The sequence below is a fragment of the Sulfitobacter sp. PR48 genome (genome assembly GCF_028807335.1).
Classification (GTDB): Bacteria; Pseudomonadota; Alphaproteobacteria; order Rhodobacterales; family Rhodobacteraceae; genus Sulfitobacter.
This window is the reverse complement of the sequence record NZ_JARAMM010000005.1, coordinates 286,168-304,866: the sequence shown is the minus strand read 5'-3', so window position 1 is coordinate 304,866 and position 18,699 is coordinate 286,168. Positions and strand designations below refer to the sequence as shown.

The 18,699-nt window shown below is 58.9% G+C and carries 19 protein-coding genes and 1 pseudogene; 8 read left to right on the top strand and 12 right to left on the bottom strand.

Annotated elements, in window-relative coordinates:
- Nucleotides 1-73: 73 nt before the first annotated feature.
- Nucleotides 74-556 carry a hypothetical protein gene (locus tag PVW51_RS09325; protein WP_274574725.1) on the top strand — a complete coding sequence of 161 codons (483 nt, stop codon included), beginning with the start codon at nt 74-76 and terminating at the stop codon, nt 554-556.
- A gap of 303 nt (nt 557-859) precedes the next feature.
- Here PVW51_RS09325 and PVW51_RS09320 read toward each other — a convergent pair whose 3' ends face one another.
- Both PVW51_RS09320 and PVW51_RS09315 read right to left on the bottom strand, forming a co-directional pair.
- Nucleotides 860-1,423: a TetR/AcrR family transcriptional regulator gene (locus tag PVW51_RS09320; RefSeq protein WP_274574724.1), complete on the bottom strand. Its 564-nt coding sequence runs from the start codon at nt 1,421-1,423 to the stop codon at nt 860-862.
- Nucleotides 1,420-1,956 (bottom strand): dihydrofolate reductase family protein, encoded by a 537-nt coding sequence (locus PVW51_RS09315; protein WP_274574721.1) that lies wholly within the window; start codon nt 1,954-1,956, stop codon nt 1,420-1,422. Before PVW51_RS09315 ends, PVW51_RS09320 begins: the two co-directional genes overlap by 4 nt.
- A gap of 438 nt (nt 1,957-2,394) precedes the next feature.
- Here PVW51_RS09315 and PVW51_RS09310 point away from each other — a divergent pair.
- Nucleotides 2,395-2,628, top strand: a pseudogene (locus tag PVW51_RS09310) (hypothetical protein); the annotation flags it as partial.
- A gap of 32 nt (nt 2,629-2,660) precedes the next feature.
- Here PVW51_RS09310 and xylB read toward each other — a convergent pair.
- The 9 genes from xylB to PVW51_RS09265 all read right to left on the bottom strand — a co-directional run bounded on the left by xylB (nt 2,661) and on the right by PVW51_RS09265 (nt 11,994).
- Complete coding sequence (xylB, locus tag PVW51_RS09305) at nt 2,661-4,112, bottom strand: xylulokinase (protein WP_274574719.1); 1,452 nt, start codon at nt 4,110-4,112, stop codon at nt 2,661-2,663.
- Nucleotides 4,113-5,585, bottom strand: a complete 1,473-nt coding sequence (locus tag PVW51_RS09300; protein WP_274574717.1) for a mannitol dehydrogenase family protein — start codon at nt 5,583-5,585, stop codon at nt 4,113-4,115.
- Nucleotides 5,582-6,283 (bottom strand): HAD family hydrolase, encoded by a 702-nt coding sequence (locus tag PVW51_RS09295; protein WP_274574714.1) that lies wholly within the window; start codon nt 6,281-6,283, stop codon nt 5,582-5,584. The genes PVW51_RS09300 and PVW51_RS09295 overlap by 4 nt, the downstream gene beginning before the upstream one ends.
- A 41-nt stretch (nt 6,284-6,324) precedes the next feature.
- The gene (locus PVW51_RS09290) at nt 6,325-7,386 is read right to left on the bottom strand and encodes an ABC transporter ATP-binding protein (RefSeq protein WP_274574713.1); all 1,062 of its coding nucleotides are present in this window, start codon (nt 7,384-7,386) and stop codon (nt 6,325-6,327) included.
- 11 nt (nt 7,387-7,397) lie between these two features.
- Complete coding sequence (locus PVW51_RS09285; protein WP_269360423.1) at nt 7,398-8,450, bottom strand: NAD(P)-dependent alcohol dehydrogenase; 1,053 nt, start codon at nt 8,448-8,450, stop codon at nt 7,398-7,400.
- 3 nt (nt 8,451-8,453) lie between these two features.
- On the bottom strand, nt 8,454-8,699 hold the full coding sequence (locus PVW51_RS09280; RefSeq protein WP_274574711.1) for a DUF2160 family membrane protein: 246 nt from the start codon (nt 8,697-8,699) through the stop codon (nt 8,454-8,456).
- A gap of 4 nt (nt 8,700-8,703) precedes the next feature.
- Nucleotides 8,704-9,540 carry a carbohydrate ABC transporter permease gene (locus tag PVW51_RS09275; protein ID WP_269360425.1) on the bottom strand — a complete coding sequence of 279 codons (837 nt, stop codon included), beginning with the start codon at nt 9,538-9,540 and terminating at the stop codon, nt 8,704-8,706.
- A gap of 4 nt (nt 9,541-9,544) precedes the next feature.
- Nucleotides 9,545-10,420 carry a carbohydrate ABC transporter permease gene (locus tag PVW51_RS09270; protein WP_274574707.1) on the bottom strand — a complete coding sequence of 292 codons (876 nt, stop codon included), beginning with the start codon at nt 10,418-10,420 and terminating at the stop codon, nt 9,545-9,547.
- 134 nt (nt 10,421-10,554) lie between these two features.
- Nucleotides 10,555-11,994: an extracellular solute-binding protein gene (locus PVW51_RS09265; RefSeq protein ID WP_274574706.1), complete on the bottom strand. Its 1,440-nt coding sequence runs from the start codon at nt 11,992-11,994 to the stop codon at nt 10,555-10,557.
- 210 nt (nt 11,995-12,204) lie between these two features.
- Here PVW51_RS09265 and PVW51_RS09260 point away from each other — a divergent pair, with 210 nt between their 5' ends.
- The 6 genes from PVW51_RS09260 (at nt 12,205) to PVW51_RS09235 (ending at nt 17,796) form a co-directional block, all read left to right on the top strand.
- Nucleotides 12,205-13,185, top strand: a complete 981-nt coding sequence (locus PVW51_RS09260) for a sugar-binding transcriptional regulator (protein WP_274574705.1) — start codon at nt 12,205-12,207, stop codon at nt 13,183-13,185.
- Between the two features lie 140 nt (nt 13,186-13,325).
- Nucleotides 13,326-14,306, top strand: coding sequence for a tagatose kinase (locus tag PVW51_RS09255; RefSeq protein ID WP_274574704.1), 981 nt, complete (start codon nt 13,326-13,328; stop codon nt 14,304-14,306).
- On the top strand, nt 14,303-15,583 hold the full coding sequence (locus PVW51_RS09250) for a class II D-tagatose-bisphosphate aldolase, non-catalytic subunit (protein ID WP_274574702.1): 1,281 nt from the start codon (nt 14,303-14,305) through the stop codon (nt 15,581-15,583). Before PVW51_RS09255 ends, PVW51_RS09250 begins: the two co-directional genes overlap by 4 nt.
- Nucleotides 15,584-15,643: 60 nt before the next feature.
- On the top strand, nt 15,644-16,375 hold the full coding sequence (locus PVW51_RS09245; protein ID WP_274574700.1) for an SDR family oxidoreductase: 732 nt from the start codon (nt 15,644-15,646) through the stop codon (nt 16,373-16,375).
- Nucleotides 16,376-16,404: 29 nt separating this feature from the next.
- A complete protein-coding gene (locus tag PVW51_RS09240) occupies nt 16,405-17,133 on the top strand; it encodes an SDR family oxidoreductase (RefSeq protein ID WP_274574697.1) in 729 nt (242 codons plus the stop codon).
- A 348-nt stretch (nt 17,134-17,481) separates the two neighbouring features.
- Nucleotides 17,482-17,796 (top strand): hypothetical protein, encoded by a 315-nt coding sequence (locus tag PVW51_RS09235; protein ID WP_274574695.1) that lies wholly within the window; start codon nt 17,482-17,484, stop codon nt 17,794-17,796.
- A gap of 20 nt (nt 17,797-17,816) precedes the next feature.
- Here PVW51_RS09235 and PVW51_RS09230 read toward each other — a convergent pair whose 3' ends face one another.
- Complete coding sequence (locus tag PVW51_RS09230; RefSeq protein WP_274574694.1) at nt 17,817-18,683, bottom strand: alpha/beta fold hydrolase; 867 nt, start codon at nt 18,681-18,683, stop codon at nt 17,817-17,819.
- Nucleotides 18,684-18,699 lie beyond the last annotated feature (16 nt).

Here is an 18,699-nt window from a genome sequence, read left to right as displayed (position 1 = left end):
GGGGGCATTATCCACATCAGTGTAAGGGGGTCATTTTTGGATGCCGATCACCCCGCTACGGGGTCAAAATTGCATGCCTGTTCACAGTACTATTGCTGTGGTGCGCACCCAAGAGAAGTTGAAGGGATTGCCTGCGGACACCGGAATCGCACTCGACGCACCGGACGCGGACGAACAACTGAAGGCCGTTTTCGACGACGGCGTCGACATCGTTCTCGATTTCGTCTGGGGGTCGGTGGCCGAACGCCTCCTTGCCGCCGCCACCGCGGGGCAAGGATCTCCCGCCGGGGAACCAAGCCGCCGCTATCTGGTTCTTGGAACGCTTGGCGGTGCCACAGTGCCGATTTCCGGCTACGGGCTGCAAAGCTCCGGGCTGGAAATCCTGGGTTCAGGCATCGGTTCGGCTGCCGTGGGCGACTATCTGTCCTCCGTGGGCGAGCTGCTGGCTGTCGCGCAGCGCGAGGGTTTCGCGCCCCCTCACGAGGTCCGACCGCTGAGCGACGTCGAAAGCGTCTGGAAACGATCCAGCGACGTTCGCTATGTCATTCAGCCTTAGAGAGGCCGACGCCTGGATGAAGACAATTCACTCAAAAAAGGGTTCTGTAAAAGCTCGCCGGGTTCTGTCGCCATTAGTTCTATGTCATGTTGGCACGCCTTTGGCGTGACGGGGTTGACGGATTTTCCCGCGGCCCATTGCCCGGCAGGGCATTGCGCAGCAATGTCCCGAGAGGAGGCGTCACATCTGCTTGGAATAGAACCACTATTCCTGCGCGGATAGGCGCCCGGCGGAGATTGTTCGCGCATCGTAAATCAAGTGTCGCGCCGAGGTCTGCTTCGAGCCCTTACCGCCCCGGTAATCTCATTGATTTAGGCCTACCAAAAGTTCGCTCAGTGCCATGGTGAACCCCTGATCTTCGGGAGGAGCACAGTCCAAGCGTCGTCCACTCATCGCAGTCGCCAACGCAGCGCCATGGGTGAAGTCCACGAGTATGTCGCGCCACAGCCGCGCCTTGTGATCTTGAAGGCCGCCTTCGGCCAGAAAGGCAGAAATCATGTTGGTGATCCGTTCGGCCTGCTGCGGAAAAACCATCGGTCGGCTGAAGATCAGCAGGGTCAATGCCGGATGGCGGAGCACCTGCGCTTGGTAGGCCTTCAGCAGACCTTCAATCCGATCGAATGGCGTGCCGTCCTCTGGCGCCTTTACTTGCGCGTAGACCGCGTCCGACATCGCGCCGATCAAGCCATCACGACCGCCGAAGTGATGGTAGATCGTCATCGGGTTTATACCGAGTCGCTTCGCCAGCGCCCTCATGGTGAAGGCGTCTACGCCCTCGCGGTCCAGAAGTTCGAGGGCCGCTAGGACCATATCGTCGCGCGAGACAGGAGCTTCCGCCTGCGGCGGCCGCCCCCGTGGCCGCTTCATGCTTTAATCCGGTAGTGGGACTGGACAAGTCCGGAGGGAAAGCTCTTCGTCCCTTCGTGGCGAAGCGAAATGTCTGCGGCGACCTTTCCGAACAATCTGCGTCCTTCACCAAGGAGCACCGGAACGCTCGTGATTACCATCTCGGTGATCAATCCGGCCCTAATGAAGGACTGAATGAGAAGACCACCATCGACATAGACCTTCCGATGTCCTTCGATTTCCAGCATGTGCATCGCCTCTTCAGGTGTATTGTTCGCAACCCGGACCTTCTCGACCAGGTCGTCCGGCAGGTCGGACTCCGTCATGGTTGATGACATGACAACAACTGGCCGACTGTAGACCCAGGGCCTTACGGTTTGCATTTTATCGAACGTTCCACGGCCCATCAGAATGATGTCGATGTCCGCAATAAAGGCATCGTAGCCATGGTCTTCGTCGGGATTATCGCGCTCCAGAAGCCAAGCGATATCACCGTCGCTTCGAGCGATGAAGCCGTCCAAACTGGTAGCGATGAAGGCATGTCCAGTGATCATTTCACACCTTTATTTATACAATGTATAATAATAAATGCCGACGCGCGTCCCAAGTGTCAAGATCAATGTCCGAGCGTTGGCTAGGCTGAGACTTCGCTCGCGAATGAAGGCACCCGAGGCCGAAAGCAGACGGTCGCAAAGTTCCCTTCCTCACCGCCCACGATCAAATCAACTCGATATTCACGCCCCGCCGCTATCGGCTCATATCTCCACGCTAGGTCCGATGCCTTCGACCTGTGGCACGGTTCTGCGCCCGAAATGCCCGCCTGCGAAAACCACACATGGTGAAAGCTGTCCTTGAGGTCGAAACATTGGCGCCGCTGCGCAATGCCGCCTAGGTCCTTAGGCTGAAATTGGTGGGCATCGCAAAAGAAAAGGTTCTGACGCAAGGTTTTAGCGGTTGGCGGGTCTGGATCGCGAGTGGCAAGTGTGCGTTTTGTGTTTGAAAGCGAACACCTAAGCGCGGCGGTTGATTTCAAAGGGAACCATTTCCCCAAGAGCGCGATCCTTTACGCTGTGTTTTTCTATGTTCGCTACGGTGTCTCGTATCGGGATCTTGAGGAGATCATGGCTGAATGCGGCGTCGAAATCGATCTTCCCACGTTGAACTGCCGGGTGGTGAAGTTCTCGCCGCTGATCGCCGCAAATGCCCAGGCCAGAAAGAGGCCGAGCTGCATTGCCACGTAAAATGGGCCGCAGCCGCATCACTGGATGGCCTTAAGTCCGGGATAGGCATCCCGAAACGCCGCATAGGCGTCTGAAAAGGCGACGCTGCAGCTTTGGTTCGGCAGGATTTCCTCTTTGATTTCCGGTGGCAAGATGACGTTTTCCGGCGGGCCGTCAAACGCGGCAATCATGCCCAGTCGCGCCGCGCCAAGTGCAGCACCGAATTCACCCGAGGCCGGTAGCCGCAGCGGGATGTCCAGCGCGGTCGCGATCACCCGGAGCCAGTATCGCGACGCGCTGCCACCGCCAATCGCGATAAGGCTTTCCAGCTTGGCGTCCGTCGCCTGCAACGCGTCAAAGCTGTCGCGCAGTCCGAAAGCCACTCCCTCCAGCACCGCGCGCGTCAGCTCTTCGAGCGTCGTGCCGGTTGAGAGCCCGGTAAAGGCGCCCCTGATCTCGGCATCGTTGTGCGGGGTGCGCTCCCCCGAAAGATAGGGCAAAAATCTGACCGACGACGGCGGCAGCAGGGTATCGCCCAGTGCGCCGGTCAATTCCGACGGCCTTTTGCCCGCGATCCGGGCCAGCCAGGTGAGACTGTCGGTGGCCGAGAGCATGACGCCCATCTGATACCATCGACCGGGAAGGGCGTGGCAAAAGGTGTGAACAGCGGTCTCCGGCGCAGGCCGGTAACCGTCACGGGCCGCCAGCAAAACGCCCGAGGTGCCGAGCGACACAAACCCCTGTCCCTCGTCCAGCGCGCCGATGCCGCATGCGGCGGCGGCATTGTCACCCGCACCGCCCGCGACCGTCACCGGTCCGGCGATCCCCCATCGTGCGGCCAATTCTGTGCGAAGTTCCCCGGCGGCTTCGGACCCTTCCACCAGACGCGGCATCTGATCGGCACGCATGTGGCTGGCCTCCAGCAGACGGGGTGACCACGATCGCCCGCCGACATCCAGCCACGAGGTGCCTGCGCTGTCGGACATGTCTGCAACATAGTCGCCGGTCAGGTAATAGTTCAGATAGGCCGCCGGAAGCAGCACCTTCGCGACCTTGCTGAATATCTCGGGTTCATGCTTGCGGACCCATTCCAGCTTGGGCGCGGTAAAGCCGGGAAAGACGATGTTGCCCGACAGCGCGCGCACCCCTTCGCTGGCGTCCAGATGTGCGGCCTCGGCATAGGATCGGCTATCGTTCCACAGGATGCAGGGCCTTAGAACCGCCCCCGACGCATCCAGCAGCGTCGCACCGTGCATATGACCCGCCACGCCGATGCCGCGGAGGTCCGCAAAGGTGGGGTAGGTTGCGCGCATTTCGTCAATGGCGGCCTCGAGGCCCGCGATCCAGTCGGCCGGATCCTGTTCGGACCAACCGGAGTGCGGATGGGTGGCGTTATAGTGCCGCTCGATCGCGCCGATGGGGGTTCCGTCGCCGTCCACAAGCAATACGCGTAGGCCGGAAGTGCCAAGGTCAATGCCAAGAAATGTCATTCATGCGCCCTTCAGATAGGTTAGCAGCGCGGCATTCATGCCGTCGTGATACATCATGTTCAACCAGCGTGAAAAGCTGGTGGCAAAGCGCGGGCAATCGGCAAGGTCACCGTAAAGTTGCCGTTGTTCCAGCCACGCGACCGGCGATGATTTTGCCTTCTGCGCCGTAGCGTTCAGCTGAGCCCAAAGCGGGTCGTTTGGCGCGATGTCGGACCCGTCGTCACGGGTTCCCTCGCACATGCGCGCCCAGGCGGCCTCGGCCAGCGCCAGACCGTCCAGCGGGGCGTTGACGGCGCGAGCGTCACGGACAGTGGGCAGGATCATTCCGGTGTGGCGGGATGATCCGTCAAAGGCGATACGCCGGATGGTATCGACGATCCGGGGGTTGGAAAAACGAGTTTCGATCAGATCCACATAGGCGGCGGGCGTCATTCCCGGCACCGGCGTGACGTGGGGCACGATCTCTTCGATCTCGACCTTTCGGAAAAAACCCGCAACCAAAGGGTGCTGCATTGCCTGCGACACGGTTTCAATCCCCAGAACCTCGGCCACGTTGGCGATCAATTGGTGGCCGCCGTTCAGAATGCGGATCTTTTGCGCCTCGTACCCATGTACGTCGTTCGAAAACTGCGCACCGACCTTGTCCCAGTCCGGGCGACCGGCACAAAAATCGTCTTCGATCACCCATTGCCGGAAATGTTCATGGGTGACGGGTGCTCTGTCGTCGATCCCCATGTTGCGGACCAATGTGATTTCCCCTGGTCCCGTGGCGGGAACGATGCAATCGATCATGGAATTGGGAAAGGAGCAGTTGCTCTCAATCCAATCCGCCAGATCCGGATCACTCAACCGCGCAAGCGAAACCACCGTCTGCCGCAAGACGGTGCCGTTGCCTTGCAGGTTGTCGCAACTTTGCACGGTAAAGGGGCCGACGCCTCCATCGCGACGCAGTTTCAGTGCGGCGACTATGGCACCAAAGGCGGTGCGCGGGGTATCGGGATGCGCCGCGTCGTGTCGGATGTCCGCATGGGACACATCAAAACCTTTTGAAACGGGATCAATGTAATAGCCGCCCTCGGTCACGGTCAGAGAGACGATGCGAATATCGGGTGCCGCCAACGCGTCGATCAGCTGGCGGTTGCCCTTTTGGACGGGGACATAGCCAATCATTGAGCCGGTGACTTCGCCAACGACACCAGCAGGATCCAATGCGATCAGGGTTGTCAGAAAATCCTGTTTCTCCAGCCGGTTACGAATCTCGTTGTCGTAAGGGCGCACGCCCGCGCCGACAATGGCCCAATCCAGAGCAAGTCCTTGCTGCATCAGCCGGTGCAGATACCAGGACTGATGCGCCCGGTGAAAGTTGCCCAATCCGATGTGGACAATCCCGGCTTTCAGCGTTCTGCGGTCATAGCGGGGCACGTCGATGCCTGCAGGCAGGGCATTCAACGTGTCGTCTGAGAGGGCGATCATTTTGTGGTCCTTTGCGTGTGCCCCTGGATGAACTCCGTGACCTCTGAAAGTTCTGTGAAGACCGCGATTGCACCGGCATCGCGCAGCACGGCAGCATGCTGGTCCCGTTTTCCGTCCAGATGCTCTCCGCCGACAAAGCCAATGGCGGGAATGCCGGCCGCACGCGCACCCCGGATACCGTGCGGAGAATCCTCCAGCACGAGGCACTCGGCGGCCTTCAGGCCCAGCCGCTCAAGCGCCAGCACGAACAGGTCAGGCGCGGGCTTTCCGTTTGCGACCTCTTCCGCGCTGCAAGCTGTATCTGCAAAGCACTGTGCAAGCCTCGCGAGTTCCAGCGTTGCAGCCATGCGACGCAATGACCCGCCAGTCGCGATTGCCATGGCGGTGCCTTGTCTCTGCAGACCCGACAGCAACGCATCCGCGCCCGCGATCTTGACAAGTTTGGTCGCGTAGGAGGCCAGCAACCGGTCCTCGACCCGCTGCGCGAAATCCGCAGGGACGGGGCGGCCAAGCCGTTTGGATACGTAGTCGACAATCACCGGCATCGCGACCCCGAGAAACCGTTCGCCGACTTCACGGGCACTGGCGTCCTGAATGCCAAGATTGCGCATCTCGACGGCGATGGCCTCAAGCGACAGCGGTTCGCTGTCAACCAGACACCCGTCCAGATCGAATATCACGGCCCGTGTTCTGGGCATGGCGCGTCCCCTCTTGTCTGGGCAGTTCGTAAGAGGGGTCTTCAAATGCGATGCTCGGATGTACGGTCAAAAAGATGCACGTCATCCGGATTGATGACAAAGCCAAGTTGCGAACCAGGACGCGCGTTGATTCGGTCCTTGACCAGCGCGTCGATCAGGTCCTTGCCGGATTTGGCAAAAATTTGCGTTTCTGATCCGGTGGGTTCGACTACAACCACGTCCATGGGAATGCCCGCTGCGCCGATCTGAATGTGCTCGGGACGGATGCCGTATGTCACGCCCTGCCCGTCCTGTGCCGATGTCTGAGGCAGGGGCAGTTTCAGTCCACTGTCCGAAACAAAGACCTTGCAGCCGTCTTCGGAAGCGACCTTACCGTGCACGAAATTCATCGACGGCGACCCGATAAAGCTGGCGACAAAGGTGTTTTGCGGATTGTCGTACAGGTCCAGCGGCGAGCCGATTTGTTCCACACGCCCGTCACGCATGACGACGATCTTGTCGGCCATGGTCATGGCTTCGATTTGATCGTGCGTCACATAGACGATGGTGGTGCCCAGACGCTGATGCAGTTCCTTGATCTCAACGCGCATGGTCACGCGCAGCTTGGCATCCAGGTTCGACAGCGGTTCATCGAACAGGAAAACCTGTGGATCACGCACGATGGCCCGCCCCATGGCGACGCGCTGGCGTTGACCCCCCGACAGTTCCTTGGGATAGCGTTTGAGGTATTTGGTCAGGTCAAGGATATCGGCGGCCTTGGTGACCTTTTCGTCTATCTCGGCGGCGGGGCGTTTCGCCATCTTTAGCGGGAAACCTATGTTGTCATAGACGGTTTTGTGCGGGTACAGCGCATAGCTCTGAAACACCATCGCGATGTCTCGCTCCTTGGGCGGTATGTCATTCACGACACGTTCGCCGATCGAGATCGTGCCCTCGCTGACCTCTTCCAAACCGGCAAGCATCCGCAAAAGCGTGGACTTGCCACAGCCCGAAGGGCCGACCAGCACGACGAATTCGCCATCCTCGATATCGACGCTGACGCCATGCATGACCTGCACGTTGCCGTAGCGCTTGATGACGTCATTTATTGTTACGGTGGCCATGTCGCTGTCCCCTATTGCGGAAGTACGATTTGCATCTTCACATCCGCCGGAGGGGCAGACGCGGCGATTTCGAATGCGCGCACGCTGTCCGAAAAGTCGAATGTTCTGGTGATCAGCGGTTTGACGTCGATGGCTCCCGAACTCAGCATGCCGACGCAGCGCGGAAACACGTGGGCGTAGCGAAAGATATTCTCGACCCGCGCCTCGCGGACCATGGCGGCACCCGCATCATATTGGATCGGATCGGGTTGACCGCCGATCATGACGACACAGCCGCCGGGGCAAAGCGGTTCGAACACGGTTCTTGCCGCATGGGGCGATCCGGTCGCCTCAAAGACAAGGTCCACACCCCAACCGTCCGTGTCGCGTTTGACGATATCGACGATATTCTCTGAACTGACGTTCACCGGCGCGATGGCATCGCTGAGCGATCCAGCAATCTCCAGCTTTTTCTCGGCCAGATCGGTCACATAAACCCGCGCACAGCCCGCGGCCAATGCCGCCAGCGCCGTCACCAGGCCGATGGGCCCCGCCCCCATGACAACCGCGTTGTCGCCGGGCTTGACCCGCGCCTTGGTGGCGGCGTGGACACCGACAGCCAAGGGTTCGACCATCGCCGCCTCGGCAAAGCTCACATTGTCCGGCAGTTTGAAGGTAAAGGCCTCGGGATGCACGCATGTCGGACGCAGGATCCCGTGTACTGGCGGCGTCGCCCAAAACCGCACCGCCGGGTCGATGTTATACATGCCCAGTTGCGTCGCTCGGCTGTTGGGATCGGGAATGCCCGGCTCCATACAGACACGATCCCCAGTCTTCAGCGTTTGCACGTCGGCGCCGACCTCGATCACGGTGCCCGATGCCTCGTGGCCCAGGATCATCGGTTCGTTCACCACAAACGGCCCGATGCGCCCGTGCGTGTAATAGTGGACGTCCGACCCGCAAATGCCCACGGTGTGCAGCTTGATACGCACATCGCGCGGCCCCAGTGTTTCCTCGACCCGGTCAATGGTGGGGAAGTCCCGCAGGTTGAGTTCGTCTTTCTTTTCAAGAACGAGCGCTTTCATGTCTCAGCCTTTTCTGATGATGATAAATGCCATCACCACGGCGATAGCGTTGGCGATCCAGATGGACAGCCCGGCGGGTTCCAGAAACCGGAACCAGAACAGCGACAGCGCGATCCACAGGACGACCGAAATGAAAAGCCGGTCGAACCAGTTCGTCTCGATGGGCAGAAAGCCTGCAGTCTCCTCGGGTGGCGCGTTTTCGTCCTCTTGCTGTGTCGTGGCAAGTGGCGTGTGGCGTGGGTCGCTCATGTCGTTATCCTTTCACCGCGCCAAAGGTCAGCCCCGCGACGATGTGTTTTTGCACAAGGCCAAAGACGATCAGGGCGGGGATCAGCGTAAAGACCGAGATTGTCGCCATGATGCCCCATTCGGTGCCGGTCGACGTCACGTATTCGGAAAGACCCGTGGTCAGGGTGCGTGCGTTGAAATTGGTCAGGGTCGCAGCCAGCAGGTATTCGTTCCAGGCAAAGACCCAGGTCAGGATCAGGGTCACGGCCAGGCCGGGACGGCACAGCGGAAAAACGATCTCGGTAATGACCTTCCATGCGCTGGCACCGTCGACATAGGCCGCTTCGTCCAGTTCTTTCGGAATGCCGTCCACGGTCGGCCGCAGGGTCCAGATCGCAAAAGGTAGGTTGAAGGTGCAATAGACCAGGATCATGCCGATCCGCGTGTCCAGCAGGTTCCAGTCACCCACCGCATAGACCTGTGTCATCAGCAAAAACAGCGGCAGCAAGAACACCGCCGGCGGCGCCATGCGGTTGGTGATGGTCCAGAAGAAGATTGACTCCTTGCCGCTCATGTTGAACCGCGACAGCGCGTAGCAGGCAAAAAACCCAAGCACCGTGCACAGCACCGCATTTCCGGTCGAGATGATGACCGAGTTCAGCATGTAGCTGCGTAAGAGCCGGTCGCCCCAGACCTTGGTATAGTTCCCCCAGAAGGGGTCCGACAAGATCAGCTCGGGTGTCGAAAACAGTTGAACCGCAGGCTTTACCGAAATGACGAACAGCCAGTAGATCGGGAACAGGGTCAGCACGCTGACAAGGCTCCAGAAGACAATACCGATGATCGGGCTTTGCTTTTTCATAGCCTCAGTCCTTCTTGCTGCGGGGTGCAAGCATGGTCACGTACAGCAACCAGCAGGCGACGATCGTGAGGTAGAGAACGACGACCGAAATGGTCGATCCGTAACCGTAGTTCGTTTTCGGGAACACTTCCTTGAAGATGTGCACGCCGACAAATCGGGTGGCAGAGCCGGGCCCGCCGCCGGTCAGCATCCAGACCTCGTCAACCGTTCTGAGAGCGTCCATGAGACGGATGAAAACGGTTGCGACAACGGCGGGGGCAATCATCGGCAGCGTGATGTGCCAAAAGATCTGACGCTTGTTCGCGCCGTCGATCTGCGCCTGTTCAAATGGGTCCGGCGGCAACGAAACCAACGCGGCAATCAGCGTCAGGGTCACCAGCGGCGTCCAGTGCCAGATATCCATGATGACCACCGTGGCAAAGGCGGCAGGGGCGGATGTGGCGATGTTCATCGTGATCCCGAACCAATCGTCGAGGAACTTCGGAATGATCCCGATCGAGGGCGTCGTCATCAGCTTCCAGACCGACCCGACGATAATCGGTGCCATGATCAACGGCAGCGTGTGGATCGTACGAAAGATCGCCTTGCCCGGGAAATCGCGCATGAACGCCTGCGCCAGCACATAGCCAAGGATCAGTTCGGACAGGACGGCGAACAGGACGAACATAACTGTGACGCCTATCGAACTCAGGAACGCGGGGTCAAAGACGATCTGGCGAAAGTTATTCGCGCCGTTGAACACCATCTCTGGATTGACCGCAAAAGGGTTCCATTGATGGAAAGAAACAAAGACGACGTAGATGAAGGGCAAGACACCAAAGAAGAACAGGATCAACAGTGTCGGTGCCAGAAGGATCCAGCCAAGTGTTTTGGATTGCATGACGCACCTTTGCTGTTGTCGATGCCCGACGATGACATCGGCTGTGCCTTGAATGAATGTGACTTGGTTTCGATGTGGGTCGCCGCGTGAAGCCAGCGGCGGCGACCCTGTCGGCAACCTGAGAGGAGATCAGGTTACTTGCGGTAGCCCAGTTCGGTCAAAGTGGATTCTGCCGTCGCGGCCATCTGATCCAGACCTTCCTGGACACCCAGATCACCGGTCAGGATCTGGTAAAAGACCGGCGCTGTTGCTTCGCGGACCTGCGCGTGGAACGGATAGGCCGGGGCCCCTGCGAACAGGTAGCCCTTGTCCTTGATCAGGTCATAATAGCCGCTCAGCTTGTCGTTCATCTCCTGAACCTTGGGATCGTCATAGGTCGCGGTGTTGGTCACACGCGGTGCGGCAACCGCCCAATCGGGCTGAACTTCGTTCTGGCCGATATACTGCAAGAACAGCGCGGTGGCTTCCTTGTTCTTTGACGAATGCGGCATGCCGAATGCGCCGCCATCATAATAGCCGATATAGCCAGTGCCGCCTTCAACTTCTTCCAGAATGCCATCTTTCAGCGGCGGCAGCGCCACGCCAACCTTGCCGACAACCAGCGATTTGGTTTCGTCCGCGGCGATCCAGCCTGCGTTTTCGCCGTAAACCAGACCTTGCGCTGCGCGACCCGCGCCAAAGGTGGTGCCGACCTCGGTCCAGGTCGATGCAGGGCTTTCGGGCGGCGCGATGTCACGCATGGACAGCCACCATTCCATTGCTTCGACTGCTTCGGGGCCGTTCATTTCGCCGCCGTTTTCAACCGAAGCGCCATAGTTGTTGTCCGCGTCGATTCCCCAGTTGTAGACGCCGAAGGTCGGTGCGACTGACTCGAAATATTCATACCAGGACGCCACGTGTCCGGTGTGGGCTTGTGCGGTGGTGCCCCACAGATCCAGGCCGTTTTCTTCGCCGTATGCAGTAAAGAATTGCGCGATCTCGGCATATTCTGCATGGGTCGTCGCGGGGGCAAGGTCACGACCTGTCTTTTCCTTGAACGCCGCTTGAATCTCAGGATCGTTAAAAAGGTCGGTCCGGTAAAGATAGACCTTCAGGAAAGCTTCCATTGGCACACCGTACAGATGGCCTGCATCGTCCTTGAAGTAGTTTGCGAAGGTGGTGAAATTGCTTTCGTCGTAGGTTGTCGCCTTTAGATCCGGATTGTCGGCCAGGAACTGGGTCAGATCGGTCAGAAAGTCGCGGGACAGATACGAATAGATGATGTCCTGTTCGATATAGGCCATGTCATAGATGCCGGTGCCGGCTTCCATGTCCTTGATGGCCTTGTCGAACATCTGATCCCAGGACGTTGTTTCGACGTCGACCCGAATGCCGGTCAACGCCTCGAATTCGGGCGCGAGAACTTCGCGGATGTACAGTGACGGCGGCGACGATTCCGTCACGCCACGGATGGTGACGCCCTGATACGGTTCGGCGGCTGCTTTCCACCAGGCCTCGTCGATTTCGGCAAATGCCGAGGTCGCGGCGACGGTCAGTGCAAGCGCGGATGCGCCTATCTTGAATGTAAAATTCACGGTTTTCCTCCCATTTTTAAGGGCGCAGCGCAGGCTGTTGAGCACACTAAGCGAATCGTTACACGCCACCTCCCGCCGTGACAATGCAATTGCATCAGATGTAATTCAAGTGTAAATTTTCATATGTAAGTATTGCCAGTCATATGTATATGTGCCACCTTGTTGCGCAGTTGTCGCGCATGACGTCGGCATGTCTTGGGGGAGTTCAAATTGGGGCGCGAAGCAATTGAAGACAGTGATGCCTTCGTTACCGAGGTCTGTTGGCACTATTATGTGAACGAAATGACCCAGGCCGATGTAGCGCGTCAGATGGGCGTCACAAGGCTGCGTGTAAATCAGGCGATTCAACGGGCGAAATCGCTGGGTTTCGTGAAAATCCAGATTGAATCGCCGTTTCTGCCGCGTGTTGAGTTGCAGGAGAATCTGAAAGCGGCGCTGGGGCTTCGGCGCGTTGTCGTCGGTTCCGCAAACGAGGCGGATTACGACTATCACAAACCTGTCGGCGCGGCGCTCGCGGCATTGCTTGCGGAACGCCTGGCGACAGGGGGCTGGACCTCCCTGGGGGTGTCCTGGGGTTTGACCCTGGACGCAGCGATCAGAAAGCTCACGCGGCAATCGCACCCGGACCTTGAGGTTGTGTCCATTCTGGGCGGCACGGCAAAGGGGTCGACGCTAAACTCGTTCGGGATCGCTTCGGGCTTTGCCAACGTTCTGGGCGCGCGCTTTTCGGTTCTGACCGCGCCAATCTATCTGTCAGAGGGGATCGACCGCGAACTTTTCCTTTCGCAATACGCGCTTAAGGAACATTTCGAAAAATTCAAAACCCTTGATGCGGTTCTTTTGACCTGTTCGAACGTCTCGGAAAAATCCTTTCTGGTTGAACACGGGCTGCCGCATGGACTTACGCCACAGGTCCTGATCGATGCTGGGGCCATCGGCGATGTGCTGGGGCAGTTTCTCGACCGAAATGGCGCCTCCGTGTCCGAGGCGGTGGACAATCGCACCGTCGGAATGCCGCTTAGCCAGGTTCTGGATGTGCCGGAAAAGATCATGGCTGCCGCAGGCCCTCACAAAGTCGAAATCATCAGGGCGGCCTGCAAACGCAACCTGGTTGATACATTGGTCACCGATGACGTGACTGCGCGCCTTCTGCTTGCGGACGCGCCGGTGCAAGCCAGTGACGCCGAGTAACTTGAGAGGCACTGGATGCGAAGGTTGGGAACTCACTCTTTTGTCTGGACCAGCAGTCGGACCTGGTCACGACTGGAATTTGCTGTGATCACACCCGTCGGCATCGGGTTTTGCCGCACTATCAAAACACGGGTGACGCAATGACATTGGCTGCAGACAGTCTTGGTCCAACTGTGTGCATCGGCGAAATTCTTACCGAATTCGTCGCTACAACCATCGGTTCAGGCTTTGGCGAGCCGATTCCCTTGATGGGGCCTTATCCCAGCGGTGCCCCAGCAATCTTCATAGATCAGTGCGCGCGCTTTGGCGGATCGGCTGCGATGATCGGCGCGGTCGGGAATGATGAATTCGGACGCATGAACATTGAGCGGCTGCGGCGGGACAATGTCGATGTCTCCGGGATAGGTATCGATCCGGAGTTACCCACCGGGACAGCATTCGTTCGATATCGACCTGACGGAGATCGTGACTTCGTATTCAACATGTGGACATCCGCCGCCGGAAGTCTGGCTTGGACCGATGCAGTCGACGCGATCGTTGCGCGCGCCGGGCACCTACACGTTATGGGTACCCTGTTGGGTAACGCGACCGTCTGGCCGATGATTGAATGCGCGGCTGAGATCATATCGAACCGCGGCGGGAGCATTTCGCTCGACCCCAACATGCGCAAGGAATTGCGGGCCGATCCCACGACCAGCGCGCGCGTCGCAACAATGATCGCTATGTCGGACCTTTTGTTGCCGTCCGGAGACGAGATATTTGTTGCTGCCGGCCTGTCCCCGGATGAGGGCGAAGAAACGGCAATCAAACATCTGTTCCGTCTCGGCGTCTCGGAAATCGCAATTAAGCGCGGTAGGCACGGGTCTAGCTGTCACGAGGCCGATGGCACCCTGACACGTGTTCCGGCGTTCCGGGTCAAAGAAACAGACCCCACCGGCGCCGGAGACTGCTTTGGTGGAGCGTATGTTGCGGCGCGCCGACTGGGCATGAGCACCCGACAATGCCTGACCTACGCAAATGCTGCCGGGGCGCGCAACGTAACGTTCCGCGGCCCCATGGAGGGGATCGGGACGCGGCAGGAACTAGACAGATTCATTCAGGAAACGGAGCTTTCGTTGTGACTGCAATCCAGTTGACGGACCTTGCGGGGCTCTATCGTGCGGGACAGGTACGGGGGATCACCTCTGTTTGCTCTGCCCACCCAATTGTCCTGCGCGCAGCACTACGCCATGGGCGCGAATATGGCAGCACTATCCTGATCGAAGCTACCTGTAATCAGGTCAACCATACTGGCGGCTACACAGGCATGACCCCGTCTGATTTTGCCGAACTGGTCCGTGACCTTGCTGAGGAAGAAGATTGCCCACGCGAATTGATCGTGCTTGGAGGCGACCACCTTGGGCCCAATCCGTGGCGGCACCTTCCGGCCGCGGCCGCGATGGAGCAGGCCAGCGACATGATCGCGGCGTATATCAGCGCCGGTTTCCGCAAAATTCACCTTGATACGTCGATGGGCTGTGCAAACGAAGCCGCAACGCTGGATGACGAGACGACAGCCCTGCGGGCCGCACAGCTTGTCGTCCGCGCCGAACAAACCGCCGAGCACTCGGATTTGCCCTTGCCACTTTACATCATTGGCACCGAGGTTCCTCCGCCCGGTGGCGCGGATCACGCGCTGGAAACGATTACGCCGACAAAACCAGATGCGGCCCGCGCGACAATCGAGGTCCATAACAGGATTTTCGCGGAACATGGTCTTTCGGGAATGCAGGGCCGTGTCATCGGGTTGGTGGTCCAGCCCGGCGTGGAATTCGGAAACCAGAATGTCATCCCATATGACGCATCGAAGGCACGCGACCTGCTCAGCGTTTTGGAGGCGCATGACGGTCTCGTGTTTGAGGCACACAGCACCGATTATCAGGGCAGGGGTCCGCTGTCGGAAATGGTCAGAGACGGCTTCTCGATCCTTAAAGTTGGTCCTGAGTTGACCTTCGTGCTTCGCGAGGCGCTTTACGCGCTCGACCTTATCGCAAGTGACATGTTGCCCGACTATGGTGACCGCCCTCTTTATCATGCAATGGAAGAGTTGATGCAGACCCATAAGGAGAATTGGGCACGTCACTATTCTGGCACGGACGCAGAACAACGCGTCATGCGCCACTACTCACTATCGGACCGCATTCGATATTACTGGACAGAAAAAAAGGCGCAGACAGCCGTCGCAAACCTTCTGGCGGCCCTAGACGGGCAGACCGTACCCCTGCCTCTGATGTGGCAACATATGCCCCGCGCAGCCCATGCCGCTGGCCGACCGCTCGACCCCGAAACGCTTTTGATCCAGCGCGTCTGCGATACGCTGACCGCATATCACGCCGCCTGCACACCCAAAGAGGTCTGACCTTCGAGTGGATCGAACTTCACCCCATGGCAGATACATCACAGATTATGGAACACAGCGATGAGCACACAATTCGCAGGAAAATCGGTCATCATCACAGGCGCCGGAAAAGGCATTGGACGGGCCTGCGCGGTGGAAATGGCCAAACGCGGCGCATCCGTTTTCGCCATGGCGAGAACCAGATCCGATCTGGACAGTCTCAGCCGGGAAACCGGTTGCTGTCCCATCATCGTCGATCTGATGAACAACAAAGCCGCACGCGCCGCGATGAAAGAGGCTGGCACCTGCGATTTCCTGATCAATTGCGCTGGCACCAATGTCCTTGAAACAGTGCTGGAGATGACGGACGAGGGATATGAGACCGTGATGGGGATCAACCTACGTGCGGCCCTGATCTGTGCGCAGGTTTTCGCACGGGCGCGTGTGGCAGCGGGTGGCGGCGGGGCCATCCTGAACGTGACGTCGATTGCCGGGCATCGCGGGTTTGACGAACACCTGTGCTACGCCGCCTCAAAGGCCGGTCTCGAAGGGGCGACCCGTGTCATGGCCAGGGAACTGGGTGCCCATGGTATCCGCGTCAATGCCGTTGCGCCCACCGTAACAATGACAGAGCTGGCCGCCGCCGCATGGTCCGATCCCGCCAAGAAGGATCCGATGATGGCACGCCACCCCGTCGGCCGCTTTGCCGAGGTCAATGACGTGGCCAAATCCATCGTCATGCTGCTTTCCGACGATGCGCCCATGGTGACCGGCGCCGTTCTTCCTGTCGACGGTGGTTTCCTCGCCGTCTGAACGTTTCAACCCGAACAAAGGAGGCTGACATGGCCGAATCTCTTAACGGAAAAATCGCAGTCGTCACCGGCGCCGCCTCTGGTATCGGTTTGGCCGCCACCGAGGCGCTGCTGGCCGAGGGCGCGACTGTGGTCATGGTGGACCGGGACGAAAACGCCTTGAAAGCCTGCATTGACCGGCTGGGCGACATGGCCATTGCACAGGTCGCTAACCTGCTGGATGCAGACTGCTGCAAGGCAATGGTCCCGTCGATCCTCGAAAAGGTGGATCACATTGATATCCTTTACTGCAACGCCGGCACCTATATCGGCGGTGATCTTGACCAGACCGATCCAGACACCATCGACCGGATGCTGAACCTGAACGTCAATGCCGTGATGAAGAACGTGCACGCGGTCATCCCGCATATGAAGCAACGCGGCACCGGTGACATTTGGGTGACCTGTTCGGTTGCCGGTCATGCCGCCATCCCGTGGGAGCCAGTCTACTCGGGGTCCAAATGGGCCATCACTTGTTTCGTGCAGACCATGCGCCGCCAGCTGCGCGAACACGGCATTCGCGTAGGTCAGGTTTCGCCCGGTCCTGTGGTGTCCGCGCTGTTGGCCGACTGGCCCGCAGACCGGTTGCAAAAGGCCAAGGACAGCGGTTCGATCATCGAACCGACCGAGGTGTCGGACGCACTGATCTATGCGCTAACGCGTGGACGCAACGTGACAATCCGGGATATGATCATTTTGCCCACGGCATTCGACATCTGACCAAAGTAATGACGGAGGCGGACAGCTGCGTCCTTTTCATTGGTTCTACAGAATGTGGTGACGATGTGTGGGGGGTTGAGTGGCGCAGCGGCCACTTTTGCATTTCCGAACATACTGGCCCCGTTTGCTGAAGCCGTCTTTGCCAACTTTGTCAGGTGGCTGCTTGATCTGTGAGATTAAGACAAGGAGATGATATCAATTGTTCTCCCCGGGCCCTGTAGTGCCATTGCTTACCGCGCTCGGTTATTGGCTGTTTCGTTTGGGTCTACGACCGTCTCACCCTGGGCTTGCGAGACGTTAAAGATCTGCTGGCAGAGCACCAGGGTCAGTTTGAACGCGGATATTCGCTTGCATGGCGACGACATTCGTCGTCGGCTCGCCATAATGCTCGGAGATCGCGGCAAGAGTCTGATCCAGCACCGGGATGAGCGGTTCGTCAGGGAAGACCGACACCTGGCGGTCTGTCGGCCAGTTTACATCAATTCGGTCCGGCAGGATGTGAACAGGCTCGACGCTGCGCGCCTGTTGCTGTCACGCGGTGTCTCGCTCAAATCCGCGGCCGCGCAGGTCGGCCTGTTCCCCACTCTGCGTCTTTCCGAGTCCTTCGAACGCCGGTTCGGCGTTGCACCGAGGCTGTTCCGGGAGATGCACGCCGGGCTTTGACGGCGCACTCCCCCGGCTGCCTACTGCCCCATGAAACCGGCTGGCGTTTTGCCCTGAAGGTAAGGCTCGATAAAACCGTACAGGAGGTCGACCTGATTGATCACCGCCGTGTGCGAGGTCGCCGGCAGGATGGCAAGGCGCGACGCCGGCAGCGGCTGGCCCATGTCGCCCATCACGCCGCCTCCCAGAAGCCGGAACATCGATACGCTATGTTCGAGCGTTGAGACATCGGCATCGCCCGCGATGATGAGCACCGGCGCTTGAAGTGCCCTGACATCGTCCTCCCAGGCCATCGGTTCCTTTTCCAGGGCGATCAGTTTCTCGACCAGATCGTTGAACCCATCCTTGTTTGGCGCGAGCTTTTGCCATTCCGCTTCCATCGGGCCGCCAGCGAACATCTCCGCAGACATGGTGGGGATGAACTCCCGAAATGCTGGCTGCCAGCCGGTCACATCATAGGCAATCGAGGCACCGATGAGTTGATCGACCTTTTCCGGATGGCGTATGGCCAATTGGAGCCCGGCAGCAGCGCCCATCGAATAGCCAAATACATCCGCTTTCTCGATGCCGACGGCATCCATGAAGGCGGCGGCATCGTCCGCAAGATTGGGATAGGTGATGGGACGATCAATATCCTCGGTGCGACCGTGCCCCTGGAATTCTATCGCGTAAATCTTGTGGGTCTCGGCCAGTCGCGGAATGATCTCGCCCATCGACGGGATGTTCATATAGGCGCCGTGGAGGACAACCAGCGGGTCACCTTCGCCGGAAACCTCGTAATACATCTGCATGCCATTGACGTCCACGTAAGCTCCAGTTGGCTCTGTCTGGGCATGTGCGGCGGCAGTCATCAGCAAAACTCCTGCAAGAACGGTGGTGCGTAACATCGTCATCTCCTTTGTT